This is a genomic window from Kribbella antibiotica, from assembly GCF_004349055.1.
Classification (GTDB): Bacteria; Actinomycetota; Actinomycetes; order Propionibacteriales; family Kribbellaceae; genus Kribbella; species Kribbella antibiotica.
This window is the reverse complement of sequence record NZ_SMKX01000060.1, coordinates 20,702-46,828: the sequence shown is the minus strand read 5'-3', so window position 1 is coordinate 46,828 and position 26,127 is coordinate 20,702. Positions and strand designations below refer to the sequence as shown.

The window sequence follows — 26,127 nt, the reverse complement described above, 5'->3', positions numbered from 1 at the left end:
CAGGGGCACGCTCTGTCCCCAAGACTCACAGGTCCAGGTAATAGAAGTGCTCACCCACCAGCGGCTTACCAGTCCGAGTCTGCCCGACGGGCGACCCGATAACTCTTATTAGGTAATTACTTGTTCACGCCCACCACCCAGCCCACAGACCCCCGACCACTGGACAGCGCCGCGACGACCAGCGCGGCGGCCGGGGGCAGCCAGGGTCACACGGGCGCGGCAGCACCTCATGCCTCCTTGCTGGCGCTTTTCACCACAGCGGACGGTCACTTTCCAGGCTTCCCCACGACCGGCCGCAACCATAGCGAGCACCTCAATCGGCGGGCACGCGATCTCCGGCCTCGCCAGTACCTCAACCACCCGCCGGGCCCAGCCAAGCTCTTTATGTAACGCGGCCGCCGCGGCGACCAGCCACAGACAACGTATCCGGCTTGTCCGGAGCGGCGATCAACCATGCACCGCCGACACCACCCCCAGGTCTATGCTCAAGGCAACAATCCACCACTGAATGGAGTGCCAACCCGTGCCTCGTGTCACTCTGCAGCCGGCCGAGCTTTTCGCGAGTAAGGCTTGGGGATTCTCCCAGGTGGCCGTCTCCCCACCAGGCACGATCATCAACATCGCCGGCCAAGTCGCGTGGGGCGCAGACGAGAAGAGCAACGCGGAGGGCCTGGAGGAACAACTCCGCCAAGCCCTCGACCACGTCTTCGTCGCAGTTCGTGCCGCCGGCGGCCAGCCGGACGACATTCAGATCCTGCGGCTCTACATCCGCGACTTCCAGTCCGGCACGGATGCAGACCGGATCGGCAAGGTGCTCACCGACGTCTTCGGCACCGACAACCCGCCGCCTTCCTCGTGGATCGGCGTACAGGCTTTGGCGCAGCCCGAGTATCTCGTCGAGGTGGAAGCTATGGCTGTCGTGTCATAGCAAGGTCCGCCAGTACGACCAGAACTGCTCACCGATCAAACTCAGTACGACGACCGCCCAGATCGTCAGCGGCACACTGTGGAGCCGCGTCAGCTTCGGGCGGTTGACGTTGTGCAGTGTCACGTACCAGAAGATCGGGATCGTGACCGCCCAAACCACCATGCAGTAAGGGCAGAGCGCCTGGATCCGATAGAGGCTCTGGAACATCAGCCAGTGCACGAACACTGCGCCGAACGTCACCCCGATCTGCAGCCCGATCCAGAACCACCGCCGGAAGGTCGCGCCCGCCAGCAGCGCGACCCCGACGGTGACGATGACCGCAAACCCGGCGATCCCCAGCAGCGAATTCGGGAATCCGAAGACTTCCGCCTGCGGCTTGGACATCACCGAGCCGCAGGACAGGATCGGGTTGATACTGCACGACGGCACATAAGCCGGGTCGCGCAGCAGCGCAATCTTCTCGACAGTCAGTACGGCGGCCGCCGCCAGCCCGATGATCCCGCCGATCAGCAGGATCCACGGCAGCGATCTACTGGAGCGCGGCATCGATACTCGCCGTCAGATCCGCGACCGACTTCGGTTCCAGCTTGGCCCCGTTCAGGAAGAATGTCGGCGTACCGGTCACCCCCAGCGCTTCCCCGTCGGCAACGTCGCGCTTGATCCGTTCCAGCGTGGACGGGTCGGCGTAATCCTTGCTCCAGGCAACGACATCGAGCTCGAGGTCCTTCGCGAACGCGCGGAACTGGTCATCCGCCGGTACCTGCTTCTCGCCCCACTCGGCCTGGGTCTCGTACATCTTCTGGTACATCTGCTCGAACTTGCCTTGCTTGGCCGCCGCCTCAACCGCGCGCGCCGCGCGCTCCCCGTTGAAGTGCCCAGGCAGCGGGAAGTACCGCACCACAAACGTCACCTTGCCGGCGTAGTCCTTCCGCAACTGCTCAACCACCGGGTACGCCGCCCGGCATGACTCGCACTCGAAATCCAGGAACTCGACGAACGTCGCTTTCCCGTCGGCCGCGACATTGAGCTTGTGACTGTCGGACCGCACGAAGCGGTCGCTGTTACTGCTGGCACTGGGTTCTGGCGTATCCCCAGCCTTGACGGCCAGCACGATGCCGGCGATCAGGACGAAGACCGCGGCGATCGCGATCGATACCCGGGCGTTGGTACTCATGGCTCCTCGATTCAGGTGAGACAAGGCAGGCAAAGACACACCGGCAGTACGCCGGTGGTGATGAGTCGTTGCGCTTGCTTGCCTACCTGCGCGAGATGCGCAGCTGAATCAACGACGGAGTCGTCTGCCACAACGGGCACGACGGCGCACGGACGACGTACAGCGAGGTCTCCCCCACCGCCGCCGCATCGCGTCCGAACGGGACCAGAGCACCCACGACCGAAGAAACCCCGAGCACACCCGCCACAGACAGGTGCGTGTCGTCGCCACCCACCGGACAGCTCGGCGGTACGTCGCTCTGCTCGCCCTGTACGGCGGTAGTCCCGGCGGCCGTCAGCTGCTCGGCCGATGCCGGGGTGCTGTGGACCATGCAAACAGCAGCCAGCGCCGCGACCAGCATCAGGCCACGCGCCAGGAACCGCTGCAGGGATCTCATCATGTCGAGATCAGCCTACCGACTTCCCAGACCAAGCGCCTTACCGATAACATCGCCATATGGCCATGAAAGCACCGGTCGACGTTCAGATCGACGAAAGCGCAGCCCTGTCCGTGGCGGCTTGTCTGTTCAACGGCTTCAGTGACGGATCCCGGCTGGCTATCGTGCGACACCTGGCGCTCGGCGAACACCGCGTCGTCGACCTCACCGAACATCTTGGCCTCGCGCAGTCCACGGTCTCCAAACACCTGGCCTGCCTCCGCGACTGCGGCCTGGTCGAGTCCCGCCCGGTCGGCCGCGCATCCCTTTTCAGCCTCACCCATCCCGAAGCGACGCTGGACCTGCTCTCAGCCGCCGAACGCCTGCTCGACCTGACCGGCGACGCCGTGGCCCTCTGCCCCAACTACGGCCAGGCGGCCCAGGCATGAGCAAGCCCGAGCCCATCAGCCTGTCGCTAAAGCCGGCCAGCACCTGGACCACCGATCCCGAGCTCCGCCGCAAACTCAGCCGCCGCGCCCAACTCCTGGCCGGCGCCTCCGTCACCTACAACATCCTCGAAGCGATCGTCGCCATCACCGCCGGCGTCGTCGCCGGCTCGGTCGCCCTCGTCGGCTTCGGCCTCGACTCGGTCGTCGAGGTCTCCAGCGGCCTGATCATCCTCTGGCAGTTCCGCCACCGCCTCCCCGAAACCCGCGAAAAGCAGGCCCTCCGGCTCCTGGCGTTCTCCTTCTTCGCCCTCGCGGCGTACGTCGCTTTCGAGTCGATCCGCACCCTCATCACCGGCGCCAACCCCGACACCTCCCCCGTCGGAATCGGACTGGCGGTCGCCTCACTGATCGTCATGCCGTTCCTGTCCTGGGCCCAACGTCGTACCGGCAAAGCGCTGGGCTCGAACGCCGTGGTCGCCGACTCGACCCAAACCCTCCTCTGCACCTACCTGTCCGCCGTGCTCCTGGTAGGCCTGATCCTCAACGCCACCCTCGGCTGGGGCTGGGCCGATCCCATCGCCGGCCTGATCATCGCCGCCGTAGCCGTCCGCGAGGGCTGGGAAGCCTGGCAAGGCAAAGGCTGCTGCGCCCCCACCGCAGGCACCCCGGCCACTGCCTGCAATTGCGCCGAAGGCGCCTGCTCCGACAACTGCTGCTCTTAACCGCTTTCCCTCCAAAACACCGCGCCGCCCCAGCGATTACTCAAGATCTCTTGTACAAGATCCATTGCAAGCCACAGCCCAGCACGAGCAACTGCAGGTAGCCACCCCAAGCCACCCGCCACGCCCGGCCGCGCACCCGCCCAGCCGGCTACCTGCAGTCCGTCGTGCAGCGCGATAGATGGCTGAAATGTAGGCCGAAATCCAGGCACGATCAGCTGATGACCACCCGATTCGCCCAGCACTCCGCCTTCTCCGACCCGGGCTCCCACGGCCATCTGCTCCGACAGCTCTCCGGTATCGAGGAGATCTGCGCGGCCGTCACCAACCTCGGCCTCCACTACACCGCCGAGGCCCACCTGCTCCGCGCCGACCGCCGCCACGAGATCAACGCGCGCTGGATCTCAACCATCCTCGACCTCGACCAGGCAAGGCATCCCCGCCCGCTCCTGCACCCACGCCCGCCCGCTGACCGCGTCGCCGGCTGCTGCCGCGACCACGCGCTCCTCGCCGTCGCCGCCCTCCGCGAGCACCAAATCCCGGCCCGAACCCGCGTCGGCTTCACCCCGTCCCCCGACTTCTGCGGCGACCACGTCATCGCCGAATGGTGGAACGGCACCCGCTGGCAACGCTTCGACCCCGAACTACAACCAGGCAGCCGCACCTTCAACATCCGCGACTTCCCCACCGGCGAAGGTGCCCCCTTCCAAACCGCCGCCGAAGTCTGGACCGCCTACCGAGCCAGCCACCTGGACCCCACCCGGTACGGCGCCCACCCAGCGCTAGCCGGCCCGACCTTCATCCGCGCGGCCGTCGTCCACGAACTCCTCCACCGCAACGCCCACGAGACCCTCCTCTGGGACGAAGTGGGCCTCAACCTCACAGACCCCGAAGCCGACGAGCTCGCCCGCCTACTCCTAGCCGCCGACACCGGAAACCCAACCGCCGAGGCAGACGTGGCCCACCACGCCACGAGGCTCCGCCCAACCACAGTCACCCAGCTCTCGCCGTACGGCGACCAGCCCGTCACCGTGGACCTGTAGCTCTTGGCGCTGTGTCCTTTAAAGCTTGATGCCGAGCAGGGCGTCGACGGCCTGGGCCACCAGCGCGGAAGCCGCGGGGTCGTCGCCGTTCGACTCGGACCAAGTGTCGACCGCCGAGAGCGCAGCGACCGTGTCCAGGTCGTTGGTCAGTGCGGCTCGGATGGCGTCGACCGTCGCTGCGCCGTCGGGCCCAGTGCCGCGGCCCAGGGCGGCACGCCAGACGGCCAGGCGGGATTCGGCTTCGGCGAGGCCTTCGGTGGTCCAGAACCAGTCGGTGCGGTAGTGGTGGGCCAGGAGGGCCAGGCGGATCGCCATGGGGTCAGTGCCGGAGAGCCGTTCTTTGGAGACCAGGACGAGGTTGCCCTTGGACTTGGACATCTTCTCGCCGTCGAGACCGACCATCGCCTGGTGGACATAGGCGCGCGCAAAGGGGTGCTGCCCGGTCGCCACCTGTGCGCCGCTGGCCGACATCTCGTGGTGCGGGAAGATCAGGTCCGACCCACCACCCTGTACGTCGAACGTCATGCCAAGGTGCTTGAGCGCGATCGCCGAACACTCGACGTGCCAGCCCGGTCGTCCCCGTCCAACCGGCGAGTCCCACGACGGCTCGTTCGGGCGCTCGTGGCGCCACAGCAGACTGTCCAGCGGATCCTGCTTTCCGGAGCGATCCGGGTCACCACCACGCTCGGCGAACAGCGCGATCATCTTCTCGCGGTCGTAGTTCGAGACGCCGCCAAAGGCCGGATCAGCCTTCACAGCGAAGTACAGATCCCCATCAACCGAGTAGACAGCGCCGGCCTGCTGCAGGTCCTCGACGGCCGAAGCAACCAGGTCGATCGACTCGACGACACCGATGTAGTGCTGCGGCGGAATCACCCGGAGCGCAGTCATGTCATCGCGGAAGAGGTCGATCTCCTTATGCGCGAGGTCAGTCCACTCGACGCCGGTCGCCGCGGCGCGCTCGAGCAGCGGGTCGTCCACGTCGGTGATGTTCTGCGTGTACAGAACCTCGAACCCCGCATCACGCCACAACCGATTCACCAGGTCGAACGTGACGTACGTCGCCGCGTGTCCCATGTGCGTCGCGTCGTACGGCGTGATGCCGCACACATACATTCGCGCGGTACTGCCGTCGACGGGTGCCGCCTCGACCGGTCCGCCGGACGCGGTGTCGTGGAGGCGCAACGGCCGGGCCTGGCCCGGGACGACCGGGATGTCTGGATGAGTCCACGCCTGCATGCTCAGGAGCTTATGTCAGGCCGGAATTCAGCGCGCGGACGCGGTTCCATTCTCCGGTCTCGTCCGCACGCTGTCCCGGCGTCGGTTACCCTGCCCAGACTCGCTCGACATAGGCGGTGAAGCTGCCCGCCGGTCGCCCCAGCAACCGCTCGATGTCATCGGCGGGAGTCGCCAGGTGACCTTCGAGCATGATCTCGAACAGACCATTGAGCTGGTCGGCGACTTCCGCCGGCCAGCCCAGCGCGAGCAGCTCCGCGCGATACTCGGCCGGCGTCAGGGCGTCGTACGAGACCGTCCGTCCGGACACCTTCGCGATCACCTCGACCGCCTCGGCGAACGTCAGCGCCTCCGGCCCCGACAGGTTGTAGATCTCACCGTGGTGCCCGGCCGAGGTCAGCACCTTCACCGCGATCTCCGCCACGTCCTCCAGATCGACGAACGGCTCCCGCAGCTCACCGGCCGGCAGGCCCAACCGCCCAGCCAGCACCGGCTCGTGCCACAGATCCTCGTCAAAGTTCTGCGAGAAGTTGTTCGCCCGGAGGATCGTCCACTCCGCCCCGGACGCCCGTACGGCCCGTTCCGCCTCGGCCATCCCCGCGCCGAACCGCCCGTCGACGTTGTCCATACCGCGCCCTGACAGCACCACGAACCGCCGCACCCCGGCGACGACCGCCTCGTTCACAAACGCCGCGGTCGGCTCCGGATCGTCCGACGCCACCAGATAAACCGCCTCCACATCCCGTACGGCGTCCGCCCACGTACCGCGGTCGGTCCAGTCGAACCGGGTCTCCCCCGACCGCGACGCCGCCCGCACCTCAACACCCTCAGCCCGCAACCGTGCAACTACTCGCCGGCCCGTCTTGCCTGTCGCGCCCAACACCAAAATCGTCATACCCAGAGTCAATCGGGCAACCGCACCTGTTCCCATGGGCAAGAAGACCGCCCGCATGCGCCTACGTCCCACCTAGGCTGGGCCGCGTGGATCCCCTCGACGACCTTCTCCGCGGCCTGCGCGCCGAAGGCGCTGTTCTCGGTACGCCGGTGCTCGCGCCGCCCTATGCCCTGCGTTTCGTCGACGGCGCCGCGATGACGTTCTGCGCCCCGCTGCTCGGCGACGGGTGGATCGTTGCCGAGGGCACCGAACCCCAGCGGGTCGTGCCCGGTGACACCGCGATCATCCGCGGCCCGAAACCGTTCCTGTTCACCGACGACCCCACCCGCTCCGGGCCGACCATCGACGTCCGCTGCGACGGCCGCGTCGACTCTCCCGACCCGGCCAAGCGCGGGCCGATCAACCATGGCACCGTCCTGATGGCCGGCGCCTACCACGTCCGTCAGGAACTCCCCCGCCGCCTGGTCGACGAACTGCCGCCCCTCGTTGTCCTCCCCGAGGACCATGACTGCACGCCACTGCGCGAGTACATCCAGGAGCGGATCGCCGCCGGCGCGCTCGGCCGTCACGTCGGCCTGGACCGGCTGCTCGACTGGCTGATGGTCTGCTGCCTGCGCGACTGGTTCGAGGCCAACCCACCACCCTGGTACGGCGCTCTCGGCGACGACGTAGCCGGTCCCGTACTGCAGGCGATGCACGCCTCCCCCAGCACCGGCTGGACGTTGGCCAACCTCGCCGACGTCGCCGCCGTCTCCCGCACCACCCTCGTCCGGCGATTCACCGACCTGACCGGCCAGGCCCCGCTCACTTACCTGACCGAGCTCCGGATGACGCTGGCCGCCGACCTCCTCGCCGACCCCGGCGCAACCGTCGCCGGAGTCGCCAGGAAGGTCGGGTACGCCGATGCGTTCAGCTTCAGCGCTGCGTTCAAGCGCGAGCGTGGTGTCAGCCCAAGCACTCAGAAGGCAGGCCAGGGAATCGCCGGCCACTCCTCGCTGGGATAGGGGAACAAACCGGACTTCAACAGGCTCGCGCAACGCTCGCGGGTCGCCGCCAATTCGTCCGGGGTGATCAACCGCCCGAGCTCCTGCCCAACCGAGCCACCGAGCCCATCGGCCAGCCGTCGTACGTCGTCCAGGAGATCCGGCGCGATGGGTTCACCGGCCCAACCCCACAACACGGTCCGGAGCTTGTCGTCGGCGTTGAAGGTGACTCCGTGGTCGACGCCGAACACCCGTCCGTCGCCCGGATTCAGCACGTGGCCGCCCTTGCGGTCCGCATTGTTGACCAAGGCATCGAAGACGGCCATCCGCCGCAGCGCCGGAGTGTCCGCATGCACCAGCGTCACGGGGTTGTGCCGCCCATCAAGAGCGTCCAGTACGCCGACCCAGCCGTCCGGCACGCGTCCCTGCGGCACGATGTCCACCAGCTCGGTCTCGCCCGCGCTCAGCTCGACCTCGTCGATCCAGAGCTGCACCATGCCCTCGCCGAGCGGACCGTCCCGCAGCAACGTCGGCGGCACGATCGACCAACCGAGCGCCTCAGAGACGACGTACGCCGCATATTCGCGCTCGGCCAGCGTGCCGTCCGGGAAGTCCCACAGCGGACGCTCACCCTGCACGGGTTTGTAGACGACCGTCGCCGTCGCGGCCCCGAGCCCGACCGAACCTTGGTAGCTCCCGTTCGAGGCCGCCATCAGCCTGCCGAGCAGGGACAGCTCCCCGCGCGCTAACAGATCACCGGTCATGAGGCCCCCTTCCTGGACTGAGGAGCGGAGGGAGCGCAGCGACTGGAGTGACGAGGGAAGGAAGGGAACCAGGCCTCAGGACCCGCCGCGCGGAGCGTGGCAATGTGCTCAGTGGTCATCTGGCAGGTGCCTGCGGTAGCCGTTGGCGCGGGGGCAGATGTGACCTTCGGGATCGATCGGACGCCCACAGAACGGGCAATTCGGCCGGCCCGAGGCAACCAGCGCGACCGCGCGCCTGGCGAAGGCCCGCGCCTGCTGCTCGGTCAGCCGGACGGTCAGTGCCTCGCCGTCCTCGGACTCCAGCACGGCCGCGACCGGGTCTTCGTCCTCGAGCTCGACCTGCTCGGCGGTGACGACCGAGAACACCTCGATCACCACCCGCTCGGCGTCGGCCTCCCAGGCCAGCGTCATCGTGCCGGCCCGGAAATCCTCCTCGATCGGCTGGTCCAGCGGGTCGGTGTCATCCGGCCCGACCGGGGTCAGCGGCTCCCGCTCGAACCGCCGCGCGACCTCGTCCAGCATCACGTCCAACCGTTCGGCGAGCGCCATCACCTGTTCCTTCTCACAGGCGACCGAAGTCAGGCGGACCCCCGCCCGGGCCTGCAGGAAGAAGGTTCTTGCACCGGGTTCCCCCACGGTGCCGGCGACGAACCGCTCGGGTTCGTCGTAGGAATGAACGACGCGTGCCATGACCAGAACCCTATTACCGTCCACCGACAACGGCGTCGGAAGACTGCTTTTTGGTCGCTTTTCCCTTCGGCGCCGGCTTGGGAATCAGGGACGCGAGCTCGCTGCCGGTGTCGTTCAGCCGGACCAGGAACGGGCGCGTCTTCGTGTACGTGATGATCGTGGTCGAGGCAGTGTCGACGACGATCCGCTGGAAGGTGTCGAGGTGCTGACCGAGCGCATCGGCAACGATCGCCTTGATCACGTCACCATGCGAAACGGCCACCCAGATCGCGTCCTCCGGCAGCGCCGCGTTCTGCGCGCGGATCGCGTCCACCCCGCGCTGCTGCATCCCCCGCATCGACTCGCCGTTCGGGAACGTCACCGCCGACGGATGCGCCTGTACGACGGCCCACAGCGGATCCTTCGCCAGTGTCGAAATCTTCTGCCCGGTCCAGTCGCCGTACCCGCACTCTGTCAGCCGCCGGTCGGTCGCCGGCCGCAGCCCAGCATGCTGCTTGGCGATCGCGGCCGCGGTCTGCCGGCAGCGCTCCAGCGGCGAACTGACGATCGCAGCCAGCGGCAGCTCGGCCAGTCGCTCAGCGACCGCCGCAGCCTGCTGGACACCGGTCTCGTCGAGCTTCACACCCGGCGTCCGGCCGGCCAGCGTGCCGGACGTGTTCGACGTACTGCGGCCGTGCCGGACCAGAATCACCGTAGGCATAGCGTGCACGGTAGCCGGTTCGGTCAACCGACGATGCATGATGGTCACGTGATCGTCGATTGTGGGGTGTACGCCGAGGGCGAGCGGCTCGATCTGCCGAAGGAACCCGAGACCGTTGCCCAGACCATCGACCAGGACAGCCAGACCTTCGGCTGGGTCGGCCTGCACGACCCCTCCGACGCCGAGATGCGCCGCGTCCAGGCCCTCTTCGGCCTGCACGAGCTCGCCGTCGAGGACGCCCTGCGAGCCCACGAGCGCCCCAAGGTCGAGCGGTACGGCGACGCGCTGGTCGTCGTACTGCGCACGCTCTGGTACGTCGACGAGGGCGACCAGGTGGAGACCGGACAGGTCAGCGTCTTCGTCGGCCCCCAGTACGTCGTCACCGTGCGGCACGGTGATGGCGCCCAGCTCTCCACTACGCGCCAAGCACTCGAGGACCGGGCGTCGATGCTCGGCCACGGGCCAGGAGCCGTCCTCTGGGCGGTCTGCGACTCGGTCGTGGACGGCTACGAGGAGGTCGCCGAGCAGGTCGAGGTCGACGTCGATGAGGTCGAGTCCTCGGTGTTCTCCCCCGAGCGGACCAGCGACGCCGAGCGGATCTACAAGCTCAAGCGCGAGGTGCTCGAGATGCGCCGAGCGATCGTGCCGCTGCGCGAGCCGATGGAGGCGTTCTCGCACGGCGCCCCCGGCATCAACAAGCACGCAGCGGCCTTCTTCCGTGATGTGGCCGACCACGTCACCCGGGTGTCGGAGCAAACCGACGCTCTCGACACCCTGCTCACCTCAGCGCTGAACGCCCACCTGGCCCGCGTCTCGGTCCAGCAGAACGACGACATGCGCAAGATCTCGGCCTGGGTCATGATCGCCGCAGTGCCGACCATGCTGGCCGGCATCTACGGCATGAACTTCGACCACATGCCCGAACTGCGCTGGCATTTCGGGTACTACGCCGTACTGCTCCTGATGGGCAGTGTCTGCGGCACGATGTACGGCCTCTTCCGCAAGGTCGGCTGGCTCTAGGTTGCCGTGATCGTGCTGGTGGCGAGCAGGATCAGGATGACGATGCCGACCAGCACCCGGTAGAAGGCGAAGACCTCCGTCGTGTGCTTCGCGACGAAGCGAATCAGCCACGCCACCGACGCATAGCCGACGATGAAGCTGACCACCGTGCCGACCAGCAGCGGTACGGCGCCGACGTGGCCACCCATCGCGTCCGGCAACTCGAAGATCGCCGCGCCGACCAGCGCCGGGATGCCGAGCAGGAAGGCGACCTTCGTCACGGCGACCCGCTCCAGACCGCGGAACAGACCCGCCGTCATGGTCGCGCCGGACCGCGAGACGCCCGGAATCAGCGCCAGGCACTGGATGATGCCCATCACGATCGCGTCGGTGAGGGTGATCTTCTCCAGCGGCCGCTTCTTCGAGCCGAGGCGTTCGGCCGCGACCATGAAGAACGACCAGCCGATCAGCGAGCCGGCGACCCACCACAGGCTGCGCAGCGGCCCCGAGATGATGTCCTTGGCCAGGAACCCGACGAAGCAGATCGGCAGCGAGCCGATGATCACGTACCAGCCCATCCGGTGATCGAACGTGCCGCGGTGCTCGGGTTTGGTAAGCCCCTTGAACCATGCGACGGCGTACCGCTGGATGTCCTTCCACATGTAGAGCACGACCGCTGCGATGGCGCCGAACTGGATCACCGCCGTGAAGGCGGTCACGCTCGCATCGTCGATCGGCAGGCCGAGCGCCTTGGAGGCGATCGTCAGGTGGCCGGTGCTGGACACCGGCAGGAATTCGGTCAGTCCCTCGACGATGCCGAGGATGATCGCGTCCCAGATCGTCACTAGCTACCCACTCCGGACAGCTCCAGGGCCTCGGCCAGCACGCGCAGGTCGGCGATCCGCTCGTCCACGGTCGGCGCGAACGGCGTGACGGCCGCGGTGGTCACCCCGGCCTCGGCGTACGCGGTCAGCTTGTCGGCCAGCCGCTCCTTGTTGCCGAGCAGCGAGATGCCGTCGATGAAACCCTGCGGTACGGCGGCCATCGCGTCGCGGTGCTGCTTGGCCAGGTACAGGTCCTGGATCTGCTTGGCCTCGTCGGCGTAGCCCATCCGGACCGCGAGAGCGTTGTAGAAGTTCTTCTCCCGGCTGCCCATGCCACCGATGTACAGCGCTGTGTAGCCGCGGATCGGGTCGGCGGCGGCCTCGAGGTCGTCACCGGTCATCAGCGGAATCGAGGCGACGACGTCAAAGCCGTCCAGCCCCAATTGACGAGCTGGACGAGACTGTGCTGTTTTTTTGGCAAGTCCCGTCTTGATGTGATTCAACTGCTCTCCAAGATAAGCGGGGTCGTTGAGGATCCCGAGCCACCCATCGGCGATCTCACCGGCCAGCTCGAGGTTCTTCGGGCCGACCGCCGCCAGGTAGACCGGGACGTGGTCGCGGAGCGGGCGGCTGGACAGCTTCAGCGCCTTGCCGGGCCCATCGGGCAGCGGCAGCGTGAAGTGCTCACCGTGGAACTCCACCGTCTCGCGCCGCAGCGCGGCGTTGACGATGGCAACGTACTCGCGGGTGCGGGCCAAGGGCTTGTCGAAGCGGACTCCGTGCCACCCCTCGGACACCTGCGGCCCCGACACGCCCAGTCCGAGCCGGAACCGGCCCCCGGACAGGCGGTCCAGCGTCGCCGCGGTCATGGCGGTCATGGCCGGCGTACGGGCCGGGATCTGGAAGACCGCCGCGCCGACGTCGATCTTCGTCGTCTGGGCGGCGATCCAGGTCAGCAGGGTGGCGGCGTCCGAGCCGTAGGCCTCCGCCGCCCAGGTGACCGAGAAACCGAGTGACTCGGCCTCTTTGACGAGCTTGAGATGGTCCAGGTGCTCGTCGCCGAAGACGAAGCCGATGTTCAGTCCGAGTCGCATGACTGGCGAGCCTATCCAGCTCTTGTCGGTAGGCCGCAATAGGCTCGACCCATGCAGCAGCGCTATCTCGGTCACAGTGGTCTGGCGGTGAGTCGGCTCGGCCTGGGCACCATGTCCTGGGGCCGCGACACCGACGAGCACGAGGCACGCGAGCAACTCGCCGCCTTCGTGGCCGCCGGCGGCACTCTGATCGACACCGCCGCAGCGTATGGCGATGGTGACAGCGAGCGACTGATCGGCACGCTGCTCGGTGACGTGGTCGAGCGCGACGATGTGGTGATCGCCACAAAAGCCGGGTTCAGCGTGCGCCGCGGTGAGCGGATCACCGACACTTCGCGCGGCTCGCTGCTGCGCGATCTCGACGCCTCGCTACGCCGGTTGAACGTCGACTACATCGATCTGTGGCAACTTCACACCTGGTCCGACGACGTCCCGCTCGAGGAGACGCTGTCCGCGCTCGACTACGCCGTCAACGCCGGCAAAGTCCGGTACGTCGGCGTGTCGAACTACGCAGGGTGGAAGTCCGCTCGCGCGGTCACGTGGCAGCAGGCGTGGCCCGGCCGCGCCGTACCGGTCTCTAATCAGGTGGAGTACTCGCTCCTCGCCCGCGATGCCGAGGCGGACGCCATCCGCGCGGCCGGCGGGCTGGGCATCGGTGTGCTGGCGTGGTCGCCGCTTGGCCGCGGTGTGTTGACTGGGAAATATCGCACCGGCATCCCCGCCGACTCGCGGGCGGCGTCTCAGCATTTGTCCAGATTCGTCGACCCCTACCTCGACGGGCGCGGTTCGGGCATCGTTGAAGCAGTGGCGCGTGCCGCGGACGGGCTCGGCTGGAGTCCGCTCGAGGTCGCGCTCACCTGGGTCCGGGACCGGCCCGGCGTGTCGGCAGCCATCGTCGGCGCCCGGACTGCGATGCAATTGAAGTCGGTGCTGGGCGTAGAGGAACTGACTTTGCCGCCGGCCATCGCGGCCGCGCTGGAGGACGTTTCTTAGACGACCGTTTAGCTGGAGGGTGCGGATGGCCGAATACGAGCTGCAGCAGTTCGAAGTTTCCCGGACGGAGACACGTGGCGCAGTGCGCCGCCTCCTGACCGAGCACGCCGAGTACGGCGGCTGGGAGCTGGCCAGACTCCGCCGCTACCCCGACGGCACCCGCCGCGTCTGGCTCCGCCGCCGCGTCATCAAAGTGCTCCGCACCTTCTGAGGCTCGCTACAGGTCGTGCCGGACCCAGACATTGGGCTCGACGTAGACAGCCCGGTCGTGCTCGATGCTCGCCTCGACAGGCACCAACGCCCCCGGTACGACGACCTCGCCCGTGCTGTCGAACGGCAGCCCGGTCCATTCGCGCCACTCCGCCAGCGAGGCCGCAGTCACCATCGAGGCAGGCGCCACCTTGACGATCTTGCCGCCGGCCCGGACGTGGACCCGCAGCCACGGATCGACGGGCAGACCGTCGTCGCGCGTCAGAGCGGCGTACTGGGTCATCGGGAGGTGCGCGTCGGTCTTGCCGTTCGGGCGGACCGGCGCATAGAGCGTGGTGTGGCCCTTCGCCTTCACCGCGTCGCGCATCGCCGCGAGCATCCGATGCGACAGTCCGAGGCCGTGATGCGTCGGCTTGACCATGATCTCCAGCGCACTCGACACATTCGTCTCGCGGCCGAAGCGGAGATCCTCCATCCCCCATTGCAGGACCTGATCCCAGCCGCGGGCCGGCAGTTCGGTGCGGTCTTCGATCCCGAAGGCGAACGGGATACTCCGACCGTGCGCGACCAGCTCGCCGTCCTCAGTCGCCACCAGACACTGGTCGGCGAACTCCAGCCGGACCTGCGCAATCAGCGCGGCGGCGACCAGATCTTGCAGCATGAACCTCGGCCAGACACCCCAGATGTTCCCGAGGACGCTGGCGACATGCGGGCGCTCGGCAAGTGTAGTGATCACAATCTCGGACATGCTCGGAGTGTGACACCGACGTCCTGACACTTCACCCGGATATCTGGAGGCCTTGATGGACCACGTGGTCAGCTCGATCAGCACAGTGCAGGTCGGCGCACGCTTCCTACGCAACGTCGGCCGGAACTCGTTCCGCGACCACAAGGGCAGCGGTGCTTTGGAGACGGCGTACGTAGTGGCGACGTCGCTAGGTGCGCGCGGTTGGGGGCTGCCGATCGGTCCTGGTGACCCCAGCGTGTTGATCGGCCGCTCGGTGGATTCACTGATCGACCCGGCCGCCGGCGTGATCGCGGCCGACGCGATGTTCCTCGACTATGCGCTGCACGACCTCGCCGCGCGGATTCTCGACGTACCGGTGCACGTGATGCTCGGGGCCGCTGCGTCCCCGCAGGTCCGGTGCTACAGCGGCGGAATCTACTTCGACGACCTGGACGACGGACTGCCGGTCATCGAGCAGAACCTCAAGCAGGACTCGGCTTTCGGCTTCCGCGACTTCAAACTGAAGGTCGGCCGCGGCTACCGCTGGATGCCCGCCGCCGCGGGCCTCGACCGCGACATCGCCGTCACCCGGCTGACCCGCGACCTCTACCCGGACGCCACGATCATGGTCGACGCGAACGACGGATACTCGCTCAACACCCTGATCCACTACCTCGACGCCGTCGCCGACTGTGACCTCTACTGGCTCGAAGAAATGTTCGCCGAACGCCACGAGGACCTGGTCTTCCTCCGCGAGCACCTGTCGCGCTGGCCCAGTCGCCCTCTCATCGCCGACGGCGAATACTCCCCCAACGTCGACCACATCCTGTCCCTGGCCCGCGAAGGCCTCATCGACGTAGCGCTCATGGACGTCGTCTCCCACGGCCTCACCGCCTGGCGCCACACCATGCCCTCCCTTGCCGCGAAAGCCTCCCCACACGCCTGGGGCCTGCCCCTGAAGACCCTGTACGCCGCCCATCTGGCCGCCGGCCTGGGCAACGTCGACATCATCGAAGGCGTCCCCGCCAACACTCTCGGCACGGTCGACGACGGCTACACCCTCGCCGACGGCGTCCTCACCCTCGCCGACCGCCCCGGCTTCGGCATCGACCTGGCCTAACCGCGTGCAGAAGAACTGTGACTAGTCGGCCGCAACGCCCCAAGCACCGGCCTTCCCCGCGTACGCCGCCTCACCTCACCCCACTACTACCAGTTCTTATGCACGCCATCCGGCCGGCGGCGGACCAGCCGACCAGGCCTGCGACCAGGGTTGTGAGGAGGCCCGCGCCGATCAGGGTGGCCTCGGCGCCGACGGCCGCAATCACCGAACCGCCGATGAGCAGGCCGGCCGAGCTGCTCGCGTTCACAACCACCGACTGTCCGCTCAAGAGCGCTCGCCGGTCGGCTCCGTCCGAGGACCGCGTGATGATCGCCGAGATGGCGGCGATCCCCCACACGACCGCGACGCCCGCCAGCCCGGCCAGTACGGCGACACTGGCCGGGCTCGTCCACACGCCCATCCCGGCCCAGCACAGCCCCACGACCGCCCAGGCGCCACTCGCCAAGGGCATCGCCGCGACCCGCCGTACAACCCGGAGCGCGACCACTGTGCCTGCGACGGCTCCCACGCCGTACCCACTCATCCCGGCGGCCAGATAGACCCCGGGCTCTCCCCGCTCGGCCCCCACCACGGACAACCCGAGCGTGAACGCGAACCACGTCACGCAGCCTGTCCCCCGAATCACCCAGCCGAGCCCAACCTCGCGCCTCCCCACCAACCCCGCGCGGATCGACGGCGCCTCGCCACCGGGGCCGCGACCCTCGCCGCGAATGCCGAGGCCCGCCAATCCGGCAGCGAGCACCGCGCCGGCCTCGATCCACAGCAGACCGCTCGTGACCCCGGCGGCCACCGCCAGCGCCCCCAGTACCGGTCCAACGACCATGCCCACCCGCCGTACGCCGTCCTGCCACGTCAGCAGCGTCACCGCCATCCCAGCGCCCCATCGATCACCGATATCGGCGAGCAACGCCGTCCGTCCCGGCGACCCCAACGCATCGCCACACCCCAGGAACAACCCGCTCACCACCAGCAGCCACGGCGACAGCAACCCGAAGGCCGCCGCTGCCGGAACTATCGCCAATGCGATCGCCGACACCCCCGCGACCATCGCCAACCGCGGTCCCGAGTCCACCCACTGCCGTGCCCGCCGAGCCCACCAAGGCGACAACAACACCGGGATACCAGCCGCTCCACCCACCAAACCAGTCGCCGCCACCGACCCCGTCTCATGCAGGATCACCAACGGCAATGCCACCTGCGTGAACCGGTACGCCAGATCGGCGACTCCCCCGCCCAGCAACAACACCATCGCCTCGCCGCGAGCTCTCATACCCTTGATTCTTTGAGCTCCCGACCGTTCCAGGTAGCCAGCAGGCACTCGGTGGCTGCCATAGGCTGCCCCTATGACCTCATTACCAGCGGTCGAGGATCTGCGACTGGTCCAGGCCATCGCACGCACCGGCGCAGTCGGTACGGCGGCCCGCGAGCTCCGCATCTCGCAGCCGTCCGCGTCCCAACGCCTGGCCCGGCTAGAGCGCCTCTGTGGCGCCAAACTCTTCGAGCGCGACACCCGAGGCGCCCGCCCCACACCAGCCGGCGCGGAGCTCGCCCGCCGCGCCGACCACATCCTCAGCCACCTCGAGGAGGTGTACGACGCCACCCGCGCCGCCGCGACCGGCCGCCGGCTCGTCATCGGCACCTTCGCCAGCATGGCGCCGATCCTCTTCCCCGTCCTGGACGCCGACCTCGACGTCGACCAGGTCGTCGACCACGGCCAGTTCCTGGTCGAACGTGTCGCCGAGGGCACCCTGGACGCGGCCTTCGTCGCCATCGCCGAACAGATGACCCTGCCCCGCGGCACCATCGCCCGCCGCGTCGGCCGCGACGACCTCGTCCTCTTCGTCCCCGCCGACGTACCGCTCCCCGCGACCGGCAAGCAACCCCTCAAGGACCGGCTCGTCGCCTTCTCGACGTACGACCGAGGCAGTGAAGAGATCCAAACCCGCCTCGTCGCCCTAGGCGCCGCCGCCCGCCGAGGCGTCACCCTCGGTACGACGGTCGCCATGGCGCGCCGCCGCTCTCACCTGGCCCTGGTCCCCCGCAGCGCCCTAGCCACCGAACTCCGCCCCGGCGAGCAGCTGGTCGCGGCACCGTTCCGCTATCGGCTGACGCTCTCCGTCGTGACCACACCGACCCCGCCGAAGCTCCTGATGAGCCGGCTGCGAGCCCTCCGCGAGACGCTCAACTTGTTGCCCTAGGCATGGACCTTTCGGAGGTTAGGGTGCGGGTGTCCTGAAGATCCGCCCACGATCCGAAAGGTCAGCAATGTTCATTTCTCGCATCCTGGCAGCAGCCGCACTCGCTGTCCTGCCGCTCTCCTCCCAAGCCGTTGCCGTCGGCCCCGATGTGGCCGTGCAGCGCGCCGTGGACGCCGTACTGGCCAAGCACGGCGGTGAGCAGATCTCCCCGAACCAGGTCCGCTGGGCGGACGGTGGCGCTGTCACCACGATCCAGGACCCCTCGAAATGGGGTGACCCATCGACCTGTGCCTACGGCAATTTCTGCGTCTACACCGGCTCGGGCTACGTCGGTAACCGGACCGATTTCTACAACTGCCGCGCATACACCTACTACGACGACTTCTGGTCCTACGTGAACAACCAGACCGGCCACACCGTCGCCGTCCTCTACTCGGACCAGGGCAGCGATCCCTTCTACACCCCCGGCGCGTGGCACGGGCAGTTCACCTGGAACGGCCTGAACTACAGCGCCATCAAACCTTGCTGAACTTGTCGTAAACAACGCGGTTCGATGCCGGTTCGTGCGGCAGACTCGGCGCCATGAACCTGAGGCGCCTCGCGAGCGACCGACAGCGGTTGACGGCGTTCTGGAGCGCGACGGTGGTGCAGGTCGCCGCCGTCGCCTTCGACGTCAAGATCCTCAGACAGACCAGCAAGGTCTCCCTGATGCCGCTCCTGCTTTCATGGACCCGCACCCAACAGGCGCACCCCTTGCTGCAAGCAGCCCTGCTCGCCTCAGCCGCAGGCGACCTCCTGCTCGAAACACGCTTCGAACTAGCTGGCATGGCCGCCTTCGCCGCAGCCCACGCCTGCTACCTCGCGTTCTTCCTCAACAAACCCGCCACCCGCGACTGGCGCGTCCTCGCCGCGTACGGCGCCCTCTGGGCAGCGCTCATCGCCGCCCTCTCCCCCGGCCTCGGCAACCAGAAAATCCCAGTCGCCGCCTACGCATTGTTGCTCACCGCAACAGCCGTCGTCTCCCGCTGGCACAGCCCCCGCTCAGGCCTCGGCGGCCTGCTGTTCTTGATCTCGGACGGGTTGATCGCCCTCCGAATGTCCGGCCGCGACTTCCCCGGCCGCAGCGCCCTGACCATGTCGACGTACGCCGCCGGCCAGTACTTCCTGACTACGTCGCCAACACATGCGAGTCGCCTGCACGCTCTCGACCTCGTCACCCGCCGTACGACGTAGTGCCGCCCGGCCGCGCTCTGGCGATGACCTCGTCGACTGTCAGCGGGCTGGCCGGATGATGACTCAAGCACATCGGCACCCGGATCCGAGCGAAGGCTGTCCCTTCTGTGGCCGCATAGAACTCGCCTGCTGTGAGCCTGGCGATCTGGTCGACCGTGCCGCCCTTGGCCTTCGCCAGCTCTTTGGCAGCATTGATCTGCACGGTGACATTGAGGAGGCCATAGATCTGCGTGGTGGCATTACCCGGAATGCGGTTGTGCAACGCCTTGGGCGCTTGCGTCGCGAAGACCAGACCCAGGCCGTACTTCCTTGCCTGGGTTGCGAGGGCGAGGGTGCTCTCGGTACACGCCGTCGCCGCGCCGGACGACGCGAAGTTCTGGGCCTCGTCCATCACCAGCAGGCCGCCGAGGGGCCGATCCCCTGCCGGGTTGCGTTTGATCCAAGCGAAGAGGGCCATCTGCAACTGATTCACGAAGCTCTGGCGCTGCTCGTCGGTCTGGAGGCCGACGAAGCTGATCACCGAGACCCGCGCCCGGTAGCCGGTCGACGGCGTGAGCAGAACGCCCGGATCGAGCGCCTCGCCATCCCCACCGAACAGCGGATCGTTGACCATACCGGCGTTCAGCGAGTCGGCAATCTCCCCAGCCAGTCTTTCGGCTGATCGGATCGAGCTGACACCATGCGGCAGGTCCGCCAGGAATGCAATGAACTGACGCACATCGCTGCCACCGTCACGAGCGAACCGATTCAGCCCCTGCCGTAGCACAGCCTCACCGTTCCGTGCGCGTCTCCCGGTCAGATGCGCCCGGGGCAGCAGACCCGCGACCGCCGCATCGAGCGCATCGTTGAACTCGTCCGGATCGTCGAGTGCGCCGCTGAAATCCGGAAGCGGCTGGAACGAGAGCGGGCGGCCCTTCTCCCGGCGAGGCGTCCACACCACCACCTCGGTCTGCTTCAGGTACTCGCGCGCCTTGGCAGCATCACCGGCCAGCCAGCCGTCGGGAGCCGCCGGCCACGCATCGCCGAGTCGCGCCAGGTCATTGTTGGGATCGAGCACGATCGAGGAAACGCCGTGCAGGGCACACTCCTCGATCAGACGCCGAAGCATCACGGTCTTGCCCGATCCTGAGCCGGCGAACGCGACGGTGTGCTTGCGCAGCGTCTGCAGCGGAACAGCGAAAGGCTGTCCGCCGCCGAGTGGCATTCCCAGCACAACCATCGGTTCCCCGGCTTCCGGCGCAGGCTGCCGACCGGTCTCCGGATCCGCGCTGATCGGTGCTGGATGCTCCGTCACATGGTCCGCGAAAACCTGCCGGAACAGCTCCGATTCACCGACCGGCCGACGGGTGCTCAGCCACCCCAACAAGCCAGGATCCGGCCTGCGGCGCAGTACGTCGAGCGCAGCGAAGGTGCGCAGGTCATCTTCCGTGATCACCAGCGACATTCCGCCGGCTGCCTCGAGTTCGGAGAGCTCTTCAGTGGTCTTCGGACCGCCTGACCACCCGGTGTTCCGGACCACTACCAGGCGCCGTTTGTCCGACGCAGCGCTCAGGCCTGCCTCGGTTCTGGCCGCACGCAACCGGGTCAGCGCGGCCCGCGCATTGGGGCTGGCGATCCCGCGGAAACTCCACGCCATCTCGTCATCGGTGCGTTCATCGAGCGTACGGCGCAGGCGCGCATGCAGAGCGGGCTTGCTCCCCGGAGGCGGATCGAGCTCGAACGCTTGCCCGCTATCGCCCAGCTCGGAGATGTAACAGCTGAGGGCAGCGGCCAGCAGCTTAGGCATGGCCGTGTCCTCCGTTGCGGGATCGACAGCCGCGTCCACATCGGCCTCCGCCCGCAGCTGAGCGAACCTTTCGTCCAACCGGTTCAATCCCGGCGGCGCCGCGTGCCGACCTGCCGGGGAAGACTGCGGTACGTCGTCCACAAGGTCGGCCAGCTCGATCAGTTCATCGGTCTCCAGGCATCGTCTGACGTGGGCGTCGACGCGTTGCAGCACCCGGCGCGGCGTGTAGTTGAGGACGCGGAGATCGGCGAGCGCCGACTGGAGGATGGGCCAGGTCGGATAGGGCGGAGGGAATCCTGCCGCGCTGTACAGCGCGCCCAGCCGGCCGCTGACAAGCTTCTCCACGACCGCGGCAGAAGGCATGGCCGACTGCATCGTCGCGGTCCGGAAACGGTCGGCGGCAGCCCCGACGGCCAGCGAGTCGATCAACTTCCAGGTAGCCGGCAGACACGCGACGACAGTGACCGCCCGATGTGTCACTTCGCGGAGCTCCATCAAACCGTCAGCAATCTCGTTGACCTCGCGAGTGACCGCACCCGTCGCTTCGGAATCGGAACGCGCGCTCGAGATCTGGGCCAGCAGGCTGTCCAGCTGATCGACAGCGATGACACTGGGGCCGGTCAACGCGATCAGCCGCGAGAGATCTCCGAGGATCTGCTGCGGAGCGCGCTCGCCACGCCGGAATCCCCATGTTGCCCGATCGGCGTCCTCCACCGATCCGTCGAGCTCGAAGTAGCTGTACCCGATGTCCTGAACGGCCGCGTCCGGGCTTCGGCTCAGGATCAGCGCACGGATCGTGTTCGCGCAGTCCAGCACGATCTCCGCATCGGTGGCCCGCAGCCCAGCCAGGAAGCTGTCCACGTCCTCACGCCGTACGGCGCCGCGCCCGGCCAGCCGGGTCCGCGCTTCGTCGTCGAGCCCGGCACGCTCGGCAAGGCGAGCGAGGAGTGTGCTGAGCTGGTTTGCATCGGACGCCCGGAGTCCGTCCATCACTCCGCGGACGGCACTCGGCCAGAATACGCCGCCGCTGACCAGCTTGATCAGGAAGAAGTACCCGCCGGTGTCCTGCACCTGCTGGCGTAGCCAGCCGAGCAAGTGTGTCTTCCCGACGCCCTTCTCTCCTTCCAGAGCAACGCCCAGCGGGCTCGGACCCCGGCTCTGTCTTGCCATCGAGAAGGCAGCAAGCACCGTTCGGACGACGCCCTGATGCAGCTCGTCGACGTGGTGCTCGACCGGACTCCAGATGTCGTCCGGCGTCACCGCCCAGTTGAACTGCACGGCGGCCAAGGCATCGCGTTCTTCTGGTCTCATGGCTGCTCGATCTTCAGGATGTGCCGGCTGCTCCCGCCGAATCGCACCGCGGCCTCGTGATCGGCGGCTGTCAGGCTCTGCTGGTTCGCCTCCGCCTGGATGTGCACACCGGGCGTGGGCGCCAGCTTCTCCAGCGCCGTATCCAGCTCGTCCCGCGGCACGTCTGCCAAAGACTTCCGAAGCGAGACCAGGCTGATCCACGACTCACCTGGCCGATCGCTCAGATCGGCGTACGACGCGCGGATGCGATCTGGGAGATCGAGCTCCGCGGCCGGCTGGAAGATCTCGGTCAGGTGCAGCCCGCCACGCCGTACATAGCGGTGCAGCGAACCGAGAATCGCGTAGAGCGCGCCGCCTAAGGCTCCTGAGCGGGCCGGTCGCTCGGTCGCCAGCTCGTGCTCACACCAGGCGGCGCCGCCTTCGGTCAGCACGTGGACAAAAGAACGGCCGTGCTTCTCGGAGTCGACCAGGCCGAGGTCGTTCAGGCGCAGACGATTCGCGCCGTCGAGTTTGATACCTGCAACAGCGTGCAGCTCCGCGTTGGTCAACTCCCTGCCTTCGGCCAGCAGGGTCAGCAGAACGGCTCGTTCGTTCGAGTTCAGGTCGCGGTTCGGCACGTCTCAGTCCTTTGGTCGGCTGGTTGCAGGAGATGGCGGCAGCGGGGACTCACGGATCAGGCAGAGTCATCAATCCGTCCGGATCGGCATGGACTCGCACACGACCGTCAGGCCTCCACCGTCCCCTGACGCGCACCGGCTGGTGACTGCGGTGCGCGTCCCACGCCTGGTCGTACTGTTCCTGGGTCGCAAGGCGAATCCACACCGCTCGCGACGGCGTCGTACGACTCGCACTCGTGATGACGCCGTCGACCTTGATTCGCCAGCGGTCGGCACCGGTGCCCACATCCTGAAGCCCGACAACGCGCCCCTCGGCAGTCGTCGTACCGCTGTGGTCCGGCACTGCCTTGTCCAGCTGACCGCGTTCCTGAAGCCGACGTGTCACCTGCCGGAGTTGCTCGCCAGTGCCCGCCCCGAAGTTCAGCTGTGCATCGGGCATCACGGACGGCACACCACGCGCCCAGCGAAACTCCAGGTCGAACGAGCCGCTGCGGTCCGGCCCGGTCAGCCGGCCCAACGCCGTACAGAAGGATCTGGTCACGCCGAGGGCCGTGAGGGCATCCACGGAGTCCGTCCGGACGGCAGTGTGCACAGCCTCGGTCGCTCTGTAGAGGCGTTCCAGGATGCGCTGATCGCCGGTGCCTGGGACCAGAACTGTCGCGACCAGGCGCTGCTCGATCGTCGTGCGCAGCAAAACTTCTGACAGGGCTTCCGGCGACGCGACCGTCGACAGCATGTCCTGAATGCCCCGCAAGGCATCCAGGCCCGAGGGCAACGCGACGAACCCATCCACCCCCGCCACGACATCGGCCCGGTACAGCGCGCGATCCAGCAGCGGAAATCTCGCATCACGCACGATTTCGCCCGGCGGCCGATCTTCGGCTTCTGCCACGGCCAGCAGCAGCTCGTGAACCCGGGACGCGGCATCGCTCATGCCGTCGTGCGGCGGCACCAGAACCTCGTGCGGACCTCGGGACCAGATCGCGCCACCGTGCCACGTCGAACCGGTCGCCGACCAGCCTGCCTCGGCAAGGTAGACCGTCAGCTCGCTGATCCCGATCATCCGGCGCTGCCCGGGGACGGTCCGATCAACCTGCGCAAGGCCGACACGGTCAGCACGTTGGCCACCGGCACTCGGACCCGGATCTTGCGGTCCTTCCGTGGCCCCTCGACCTTCGGCCTGTCGCGCAACGAAACGTAGTACCCGACCTCACGCAACAGCAGGCCGGCCGTGCGCAGATCCGTGTAGTCGGCCCGCGCGACCGGCGTCACGACGAGGAACAAGTAGCACGGTACGACGACATCGGTACCGGCGAGCCGGTTGAACTGCAGCTGATCCAGCCCGTCGAAATCGATGCCGGCTGCCCGGCGCTTCGGCCGCGACGTGGTCTTGACCTGTACGTCGATCCGCGGCGAGAACCCGAAGGTGGTCGGCCCCGGCTGCTTGATGCAGAAGTCGACGCCGTCGTGGTCCACGTCGTCCTGAGAAACGAGTAGACCGGCCGCGGAGGCCAGCACCCGAATGTAATCCTCGCCGAACTTGCCCTGATGAACCCGTGCATCAAGCATCCGACCCCCGGCAACGCGGTTCGTCCTCCTCCACGAGGCTAGGCCGCCGGGGACCGCTTGTCAGTCGGAAGCGTTTTGCCGCCGGCTGCACCACGACCAAATGGCCGGGTGCAACATCTCAGGCCTTGTCGAAGAACTGATCCAGCACCCGCGAACCGAACTCCAGCGATGCGGTCGGAACGCGCTCGTCGATGCCGTGGAACATGCCCATGAAGTCGAGGTCCGGCGGCAGTTGCAGCGGCACGAAACCGAAGCAGCGAACGCCGAGCCGGCTCCACGACTTGGCGTCCGTCCCACCCGACATCAGCAGCGGCGCCGTACGGCTCTGTGGGTCTTCAGCCAGCAGGCACGCCTTCATCGCCTCGACCAAGCCGCCACTGAACTCGGTCTCGAGCGCGATGTCAGTGACGACGCTCTCGCGCGTGACTTTGTCGCCGAGCAGTTCGTCGATGGTCGCGTGGAACTCGTCCTCGAACCCAGGCAGAAAACGCCCATCGATGTGCGCCTCGGCCTCGCCGGGGATCACGTTCACCTTGTAGCCGGCGTTCAGCATCGTCGGGTTGGCCGTGTTGCGGATCGTCGCGCCGAACATCCGGCTGAAGCTGCCCAGCTTCGACAGCGTCTCGGTCATGTCCTCGGGATCGAGCTCGACCCCGAGTACGTCCTCCAGCGTCTTCAAGAACTCCCGCACCGTCGGCGTGATCCGCAGCGGCCATTCGTGCCCGCCGATCCGCGTCACCGCCTCAACCAGGTTCGTGACCGCGTTGTCGGAGTTGATCATCGACCCGTGACCCGCCGTACCGCGGGCCTTGAGACGCATCCAGTCCATGCCCTTCTCGGCCGTCTCGATCAGGTACAACCGCAGGTCGTCCTTGACCGTCACCGAGAACCCGCCAACCTCGCCGATCCCCTCGGTGCAATCCGCGACCGTCTCCGGATGGTTGTCGATCAGCCACTGCGCGCCGTACACGCCGCCGGCCTCTTCATCAGCCGTGAACACCAGCCGCACCGGCCGCCGCGGCTTCACCCCCGCCCGCTGACGCGCCCGCACAACCGACAGCACCATCGCGTCGAAGTCCTTCATGTCGACCGCGCCGCGCCCCCACACGCACCCGTCGAAGATCTCCCCCGCAAACGGATCGACCTTCCAGTCCTTCGGATCCGCCGGTACGACGTCCAGGTGGCCGTGCACGAGCAGCGGATCGGCGCTCTGGTCCTCGCCCTCCCAGTGCGCCACCAGCGTCGCCCGCCCCGGCTCCGACTCGTAGATCGTCGACTCGATCCCGACCTCGTCGAGCTTCGCCGCGACATACTCCGCCGCCCCGCGCTCACCCTTGCTCTTGCCGTTGCCGTAGTTCGTGGTGTCGAACCGGATCAACTCACTACACAGCTCCACCACTTCGGCGTCGGCGCTGTACGACGGACGGTCAGGCGTAGTCATACGTCCCAT

29 protein-coding genes are annotated in these 26,127 nt (G+C 67.5%); 12 read left to right on the top strand and 17 right to left on the bottom strand.

Annotated elements, in window-relative coordinates; translation table 11 throughout:
• Positions 1–523 precede the first annotated feature (523 nt).
• Complete coding sequence (locus E1263_RS21075; RefSeq protein ID WP_132169956.1) at positions 524–928, top strand: RidA family protein; 405 nt, start codon at positions 524–526, stop codon at positions 926–928.
• Here E1263_RS21075 and E1263_RS21070 read toward each other — a convergent pair.
• The 3 genes from E1263_RS21070 to E1263_RS21060 all read right to left on the bottom strand — a co-directional run bounded on the left by E1263_RS21070 (position 923) and on the right by E1263_RS21060 (position 2,541).
• Positions 923–1,474, bottom strand: coding sequence for a vitamin K epoxide reductase family protein (locus E1263_RS21070; protein ID WP_132169954.1), 552 nt, complete (start codon positions 1,472–1,474; stop codon positions 923–925). The two genes, E1263_RS21075 and E1263_RS21070, sit on opposite strands and share 6 nt — an antisense overlap.
• Complete coding sequence (locus tag E1263_RS21065; RefSeq protein WP_132169952.1) at positions 1,458–2,102, bottom strand: DsbA family protein; 645 nt, start codon at positions 2,100–2,102, stop codon at positions 1,458–1,460. Before E1263_RS21065 ends, E1263_RS21070 begins: the two co-directional genes overlap by 17 nt.
• Before the next feature lie 82 nt (positions 2,103–2,184).
• Entirely contained in the window at positions 2,185–2,541 is a 357-nt protein-coding gene (locus E1263_RS21060; protein WP_132169950.1) for a hypothetical protein, read from the bottom strand.
• Positions 2,542–2,597: 56 nt separating this feature from the next.
• On the opposite strand from E1263_RS21060, the gene E1263_RS21055 reads away from it, so the two are divergent.
• From E1263_RS21055 to E1263_RS21045, 3 genes are all read left to right on the top strand, one after another.
• Complete coding sequence (locus tag E1263_RS21055) at positions 2,598–2,966, top strand: ArsR/SmtB family transcription factor (RefSeq protein WP_132169948.1); 369 nt, start codon at positions 2,598–2,600, stop codon at positions 2,964–2,966.
• Positions 2,963–3,688 (top strand): cation diffusion facilitator family transporter, encoded by a 726-nt coding sequence (locus E1263_RS21050; protein WP_132169946.1) that lies wholly within the window; start codon positions 2,963–2,965, stop codon positions 3,686–3,688. Before E1263_RS21055 ends, E1263_RS21050 begins: the two co-directional genes overlap by 4 nt.
• 218 nt (positions 3,689–3,906) lie before the next feature.
• Entirely contained in the window at positions 3,907–4,728 is an 822-nt protein-coding gene (locus E1263_RS21045) for a transglutaminase-like domain-containing protein (protein ID WP_132169944.1), read from the top strand.
• 18 nt (positions 4,729–4,746) lie between these two features.
• On the opposite strand, the gene mshC is transcribed toward E1263_RS21045, so the two are convergent.
• Together mshC and E1263_RS21035 are read right to left on the bottom strand one after the other, a co-directional pair.
• Positions 4,747–5,967 (bottom strand): cysteine--1-D-myo-inosityl 2-amino-2-deoxy-alpha-D-glucopyranoside ligase, encoded by a 1,221-nt coding sequence (gene mshC / locus E1263_RS21040; protein ID WP_132169942.1) that lies wholly within the window; start codon positions 5,965–5,967, stop codon positions 4,747–4,749.
• An 85-nt stretch (positions 5,968–6,052) separates the two neighbouring features.
• A complete protein-coding gene (locus tag E1263_RS21035; RefSeq protein WP_132169940.1) occupies positions 6,053–6,859 on the bottom strand; it encodes an NmrA family NAD(P)-binding protein in 807 nt (268 codons plus the stop codon).
• An 86-nt stretch (positions 6,860–6,945) separates the two neighbouring features.
• On the opposite strand from E1263_RS21035, the gene E1263_RS21030 reads away from it, so the two are divergent.
• Positions 6,946–7,863 carry an AraC family transcriptional regulator gene (locus E1263_RS21030; RefSeq protein ID WP_132169938.1) on the top strand — a complete coding sequence of 306 codons (918 nt, stop codon included), beginning with the start codon at positions 6,946–6,948 and terminating at the stop codon, positions 7,861–7,863.
• On the opposite strand, the gene E1263_RS21025 is transcribed toward E1263_RS21030, so the two are convergent.
• The 3 genes from E1263_RS21025 to E1263_RS21015 all read right to left on the bottom strand — a co-directional run bounded on the left by E1263_RS21025 (position 7,818) and on the right by E1263_RS21015 (position 9,996).
• Positions 7,818–8,606, bottom strand: coding sequence for an SCO1664 family protein (locus E1263_RS21025; RefSeq protein ID WP_132169936.1), 789 nt, complete (start codon positions 8,604–8,606; stop codon positions 7,818–7,820). The genes E1263_RS21030 and E1263_RS21025 overlap by 46 nt on opposite strands.
• 108 nt (positions 8,607–8,714) lie before the next feature.
• Entirely contained in the window at positions 8,715–9,296 is a 582-nt protein-coding gene (locus tag E1263_RS21020; protein ID WP_132169934.1) for a DUF3090 family protein, read from the bottom strand.
• Between the two features lie 13 nt (positions 9,297–9,309).
• Complete coding sequence (locus tag E1263_RS21015; RefSeq protein WP_132169932.1) at positions 9,310–9,996, bottom strand: histidine phosphatase family protein; 687 nt, start codon at positions 9,994–9,996, stop codon at positions 9,310–9,312.
• A gap of 48 nt (positions 9,997–10,044) precedes the next feature.
• Here E1263_RS21015 and corA point away from each other — a divergent pair, with 48 nt between their 5' ends.
• Positions 10,045–11,016, top strand: a complete 972-nt coding sequence (gene corA, locus E1263_RS21010) for a magnesium/cobalt transporter CorA (protein ID WP_238161361.1) — start codon at positions 10,045–10,047, stop codon at positions 11,014–11,016.
• Here corA and E1263_RS21005 read toward each other — a convergent pair.
• Both E1263_RS21005 and E1263_RS21000 read right to left on the bottom strand, forming a co-directional pair.
• Positions 11,013–11,840 (bottom strand): undecaprenyl-diphosphate phosphatase, encoded by an 828-nt coding sequence (locus E1263_RS21005; RefSeq protein ID WP_132169928.1) that lies wholly within the window; start codon positions 11,838–11,840, stop codon positions 11,013–11,015. The two genes, corA and E1263_RS21005, sit on opposite strands and share 4 nt — an antisense overlap.
• Positions 11,840–12,913, bottom strand: coding sequence for an LLM class F420-dependent oxidoreductase (locus E1263_RS21000; RefSeq protein WP_132169926.1), 1,074 nt, complete (start codon positions 12,911–12,913; stop codon positions 11,840–11,842). Before E1263_RS21000 ends, E1263_RS21005 begins: the two co-directional genes overlap by 1 nt.
• Before the next feature lie 51 nt (positions 12,914–12,964).
• On the opposite strand from E1263_RS21000, the gene E1263_RS20995 reads away from it, so the two are divergent.
• Complete coding sequence (locus E1263_RS20995) at positions 12,965–13,906, top strand: aldo/keto reductase (RefSeq protein ID WP_132169924.1); 942 nt, start codon at positions 12,965–12,967, stop codon at positions 13,904–13,906.
• 25 nt (positions 13,907–13,931) lie between these two features.
• The gene (locus E1263_RS20990) at positions 13,932–14,117 is read left to right on the top strand and encodes a DUF5703 family protein (RefSeq protein ID WP_132169922.1); all 186 of its coding nucleotides are present in this window, start codon (positions 13,932–13,934) and stop codon (positions 14,115–14,117) included.
• 6 nt (positions 14,118–14,123) lie between these two features.
• Here E1263_RS20990 and E1263_RS20985 read toward each other — a convergent pair whose 3' ends face one another.
• Positions 14,124–14,864, bottom strand: coding sequence for a GNAT family N-acetyltransferase (locus E1263_RS20985; RefSeq protein ID WP_132169920.1), 741 nt, complete (start codon positions 14,862–14,864; stop codon positions 14,124–14,126).
• 55 nt (positions 14,865–14,919) lie between these two features.
• On the opposite strand from E1263_RS20985, the gene E1263_RS20980 reads away from it, so the two are divergent.
• Complete coding sequence (locus tag E1263_RS20980) at positions 14,920–15,963, top strand: enolase C-terminal domain-like protein (RefSeq protein WP_132169918.1); 1,044 nt, start codon at positions 14,920–14,922, stop codon at positions 15,961–15,963.
• 70 nt (positions 15,964–16,033) lie between these two features.
• Here E1263_RS20980 and E1263_RS20975 read toward each other — a convergent pair whose 3' ends face one another.
• Positions 16,034–17,233: an MFS transporter gene (locus E1263_RS20975; RefSeq protein ID WP_132169916.1), complete on the bottom strand. Its 1,200-nt coding sequence runs from the start codon at positions 17,231–17,233 to the stop codon at positions 16,034–16,036.
• A gap of 73 nt (positions 17,234–17,306) precedes the next feature.
• On the opposite strand from E1263_RS20975, the gene E1263_RS20970 reads away from it, so the two are divergent.
• The 3 genes from E1263_RS20970 to E1263_RS20960 all read left to right on the top strand — a co-directional run bounded on the left by E1263_RS20970 (position 17,307) and on the right by E1263_RS20960 (position 19,394).
• A complete protein-coding gene (locus E1263_RS20970; RefSeq protein ID WP_132169914.1) occupies positions 17,307–18,161 on the top strand; it encodes a LysR family transcriptional regulator in 855 nt (284 codons plus the stop codon).
• A gap of 67 nt (positions 18,162–18,228) precedes the next feature.
• On the top strand, positions 18,229–18,690 hold the full coding sequence (locus E1263_RS20965) for a hypothetical protein (RefSeq protein WP_132169912.1): 462 nt from the start codon (positions 18,229–18,231) through the stop codon (positions 18,688–18,690).
• Between the two features lie 53 nt (positions 18,691–18,743).
• Positions 18,744–19,394, top strand: coding sequence for a lysoplasmalogenase (locus E1263_RS20960; RefSeq protein ID WP_132169910.1), 651 nt, complete (start codon positions 18,744–18,746; stop codon positions 19,392–19,394).
• On the opposite strand, the gene E1263_RS20955 is transcribed toward E1263_RS20960, so the two are convergent.
• From E1263_RS20955 to E1263_RS20935, 5 genes are all read right to left on the bottom strand, one after another.
• Positions 19,375–22,491 (bottom strand): helicase HerA domain-containing protein, encoded by a 3,117-nt coding sequence (locus E1263_RS20955; protein ID WP_132169908.1) that lies wholly within the window; start codon positions 22,489–22,491, stop codon positions 19,375–19,377. The genes E1263_RS20960 and E1263_RS20955 overlap by 20 nt on opposite strands.
• Positions 22,488–23,108: a hypothetical protein gene (locus tag E1263_RS20950; RefSeq protein WP_132169906.1), complete on the bottom strand. Its 621-nt coding sequence runs from the start codon at positions 23,106–23,108 to the stop codon at positions 22,488–22,490. Before E1263_RS20950 ends, E1263_RS20955 begins: the two co-directional genes overlap by 4 nt.
• A gap of 49 nt (positions 23,109–23,157) precedes the next feature.
• Entirely contained in the window at positions 23,158–24,171 is a 1,014-nt protein-coding gene (locus tag E1263_RS20945) for a hypothetical protein (protein ID WP_132169904.1), read from the bottom strand.
• Positions 24,168–24,677 carry a DUF4365 domain-containing protein gene (locus E1263_RS20940; protein WP_132169902.1) on the bottom strand — a complete coding sequence of 170 codons (510 nt, stop codon included), beginning with the start codon at positions 24,675–24,677 and terminating at the stop codon, positions 24,168–24,170. The genes E1263_RS20945 and E1263_RS20940 overlap by 4 nt, the downstream gene beginning before the upstream one ends.
• Before the next feature lie 118 nt (positions 24,678–24,795).
• Positions 24,796–26,127: a M20/M25/M40 family metallo-hydrolase gene (locus E1263_RS20935; protein WP_132169900.1), complete on the bottom strand. Its 1,332-nt coding sequence runs from the start codon at positions 26,125–26,127 to the stop codon at positions 24,796–24,798.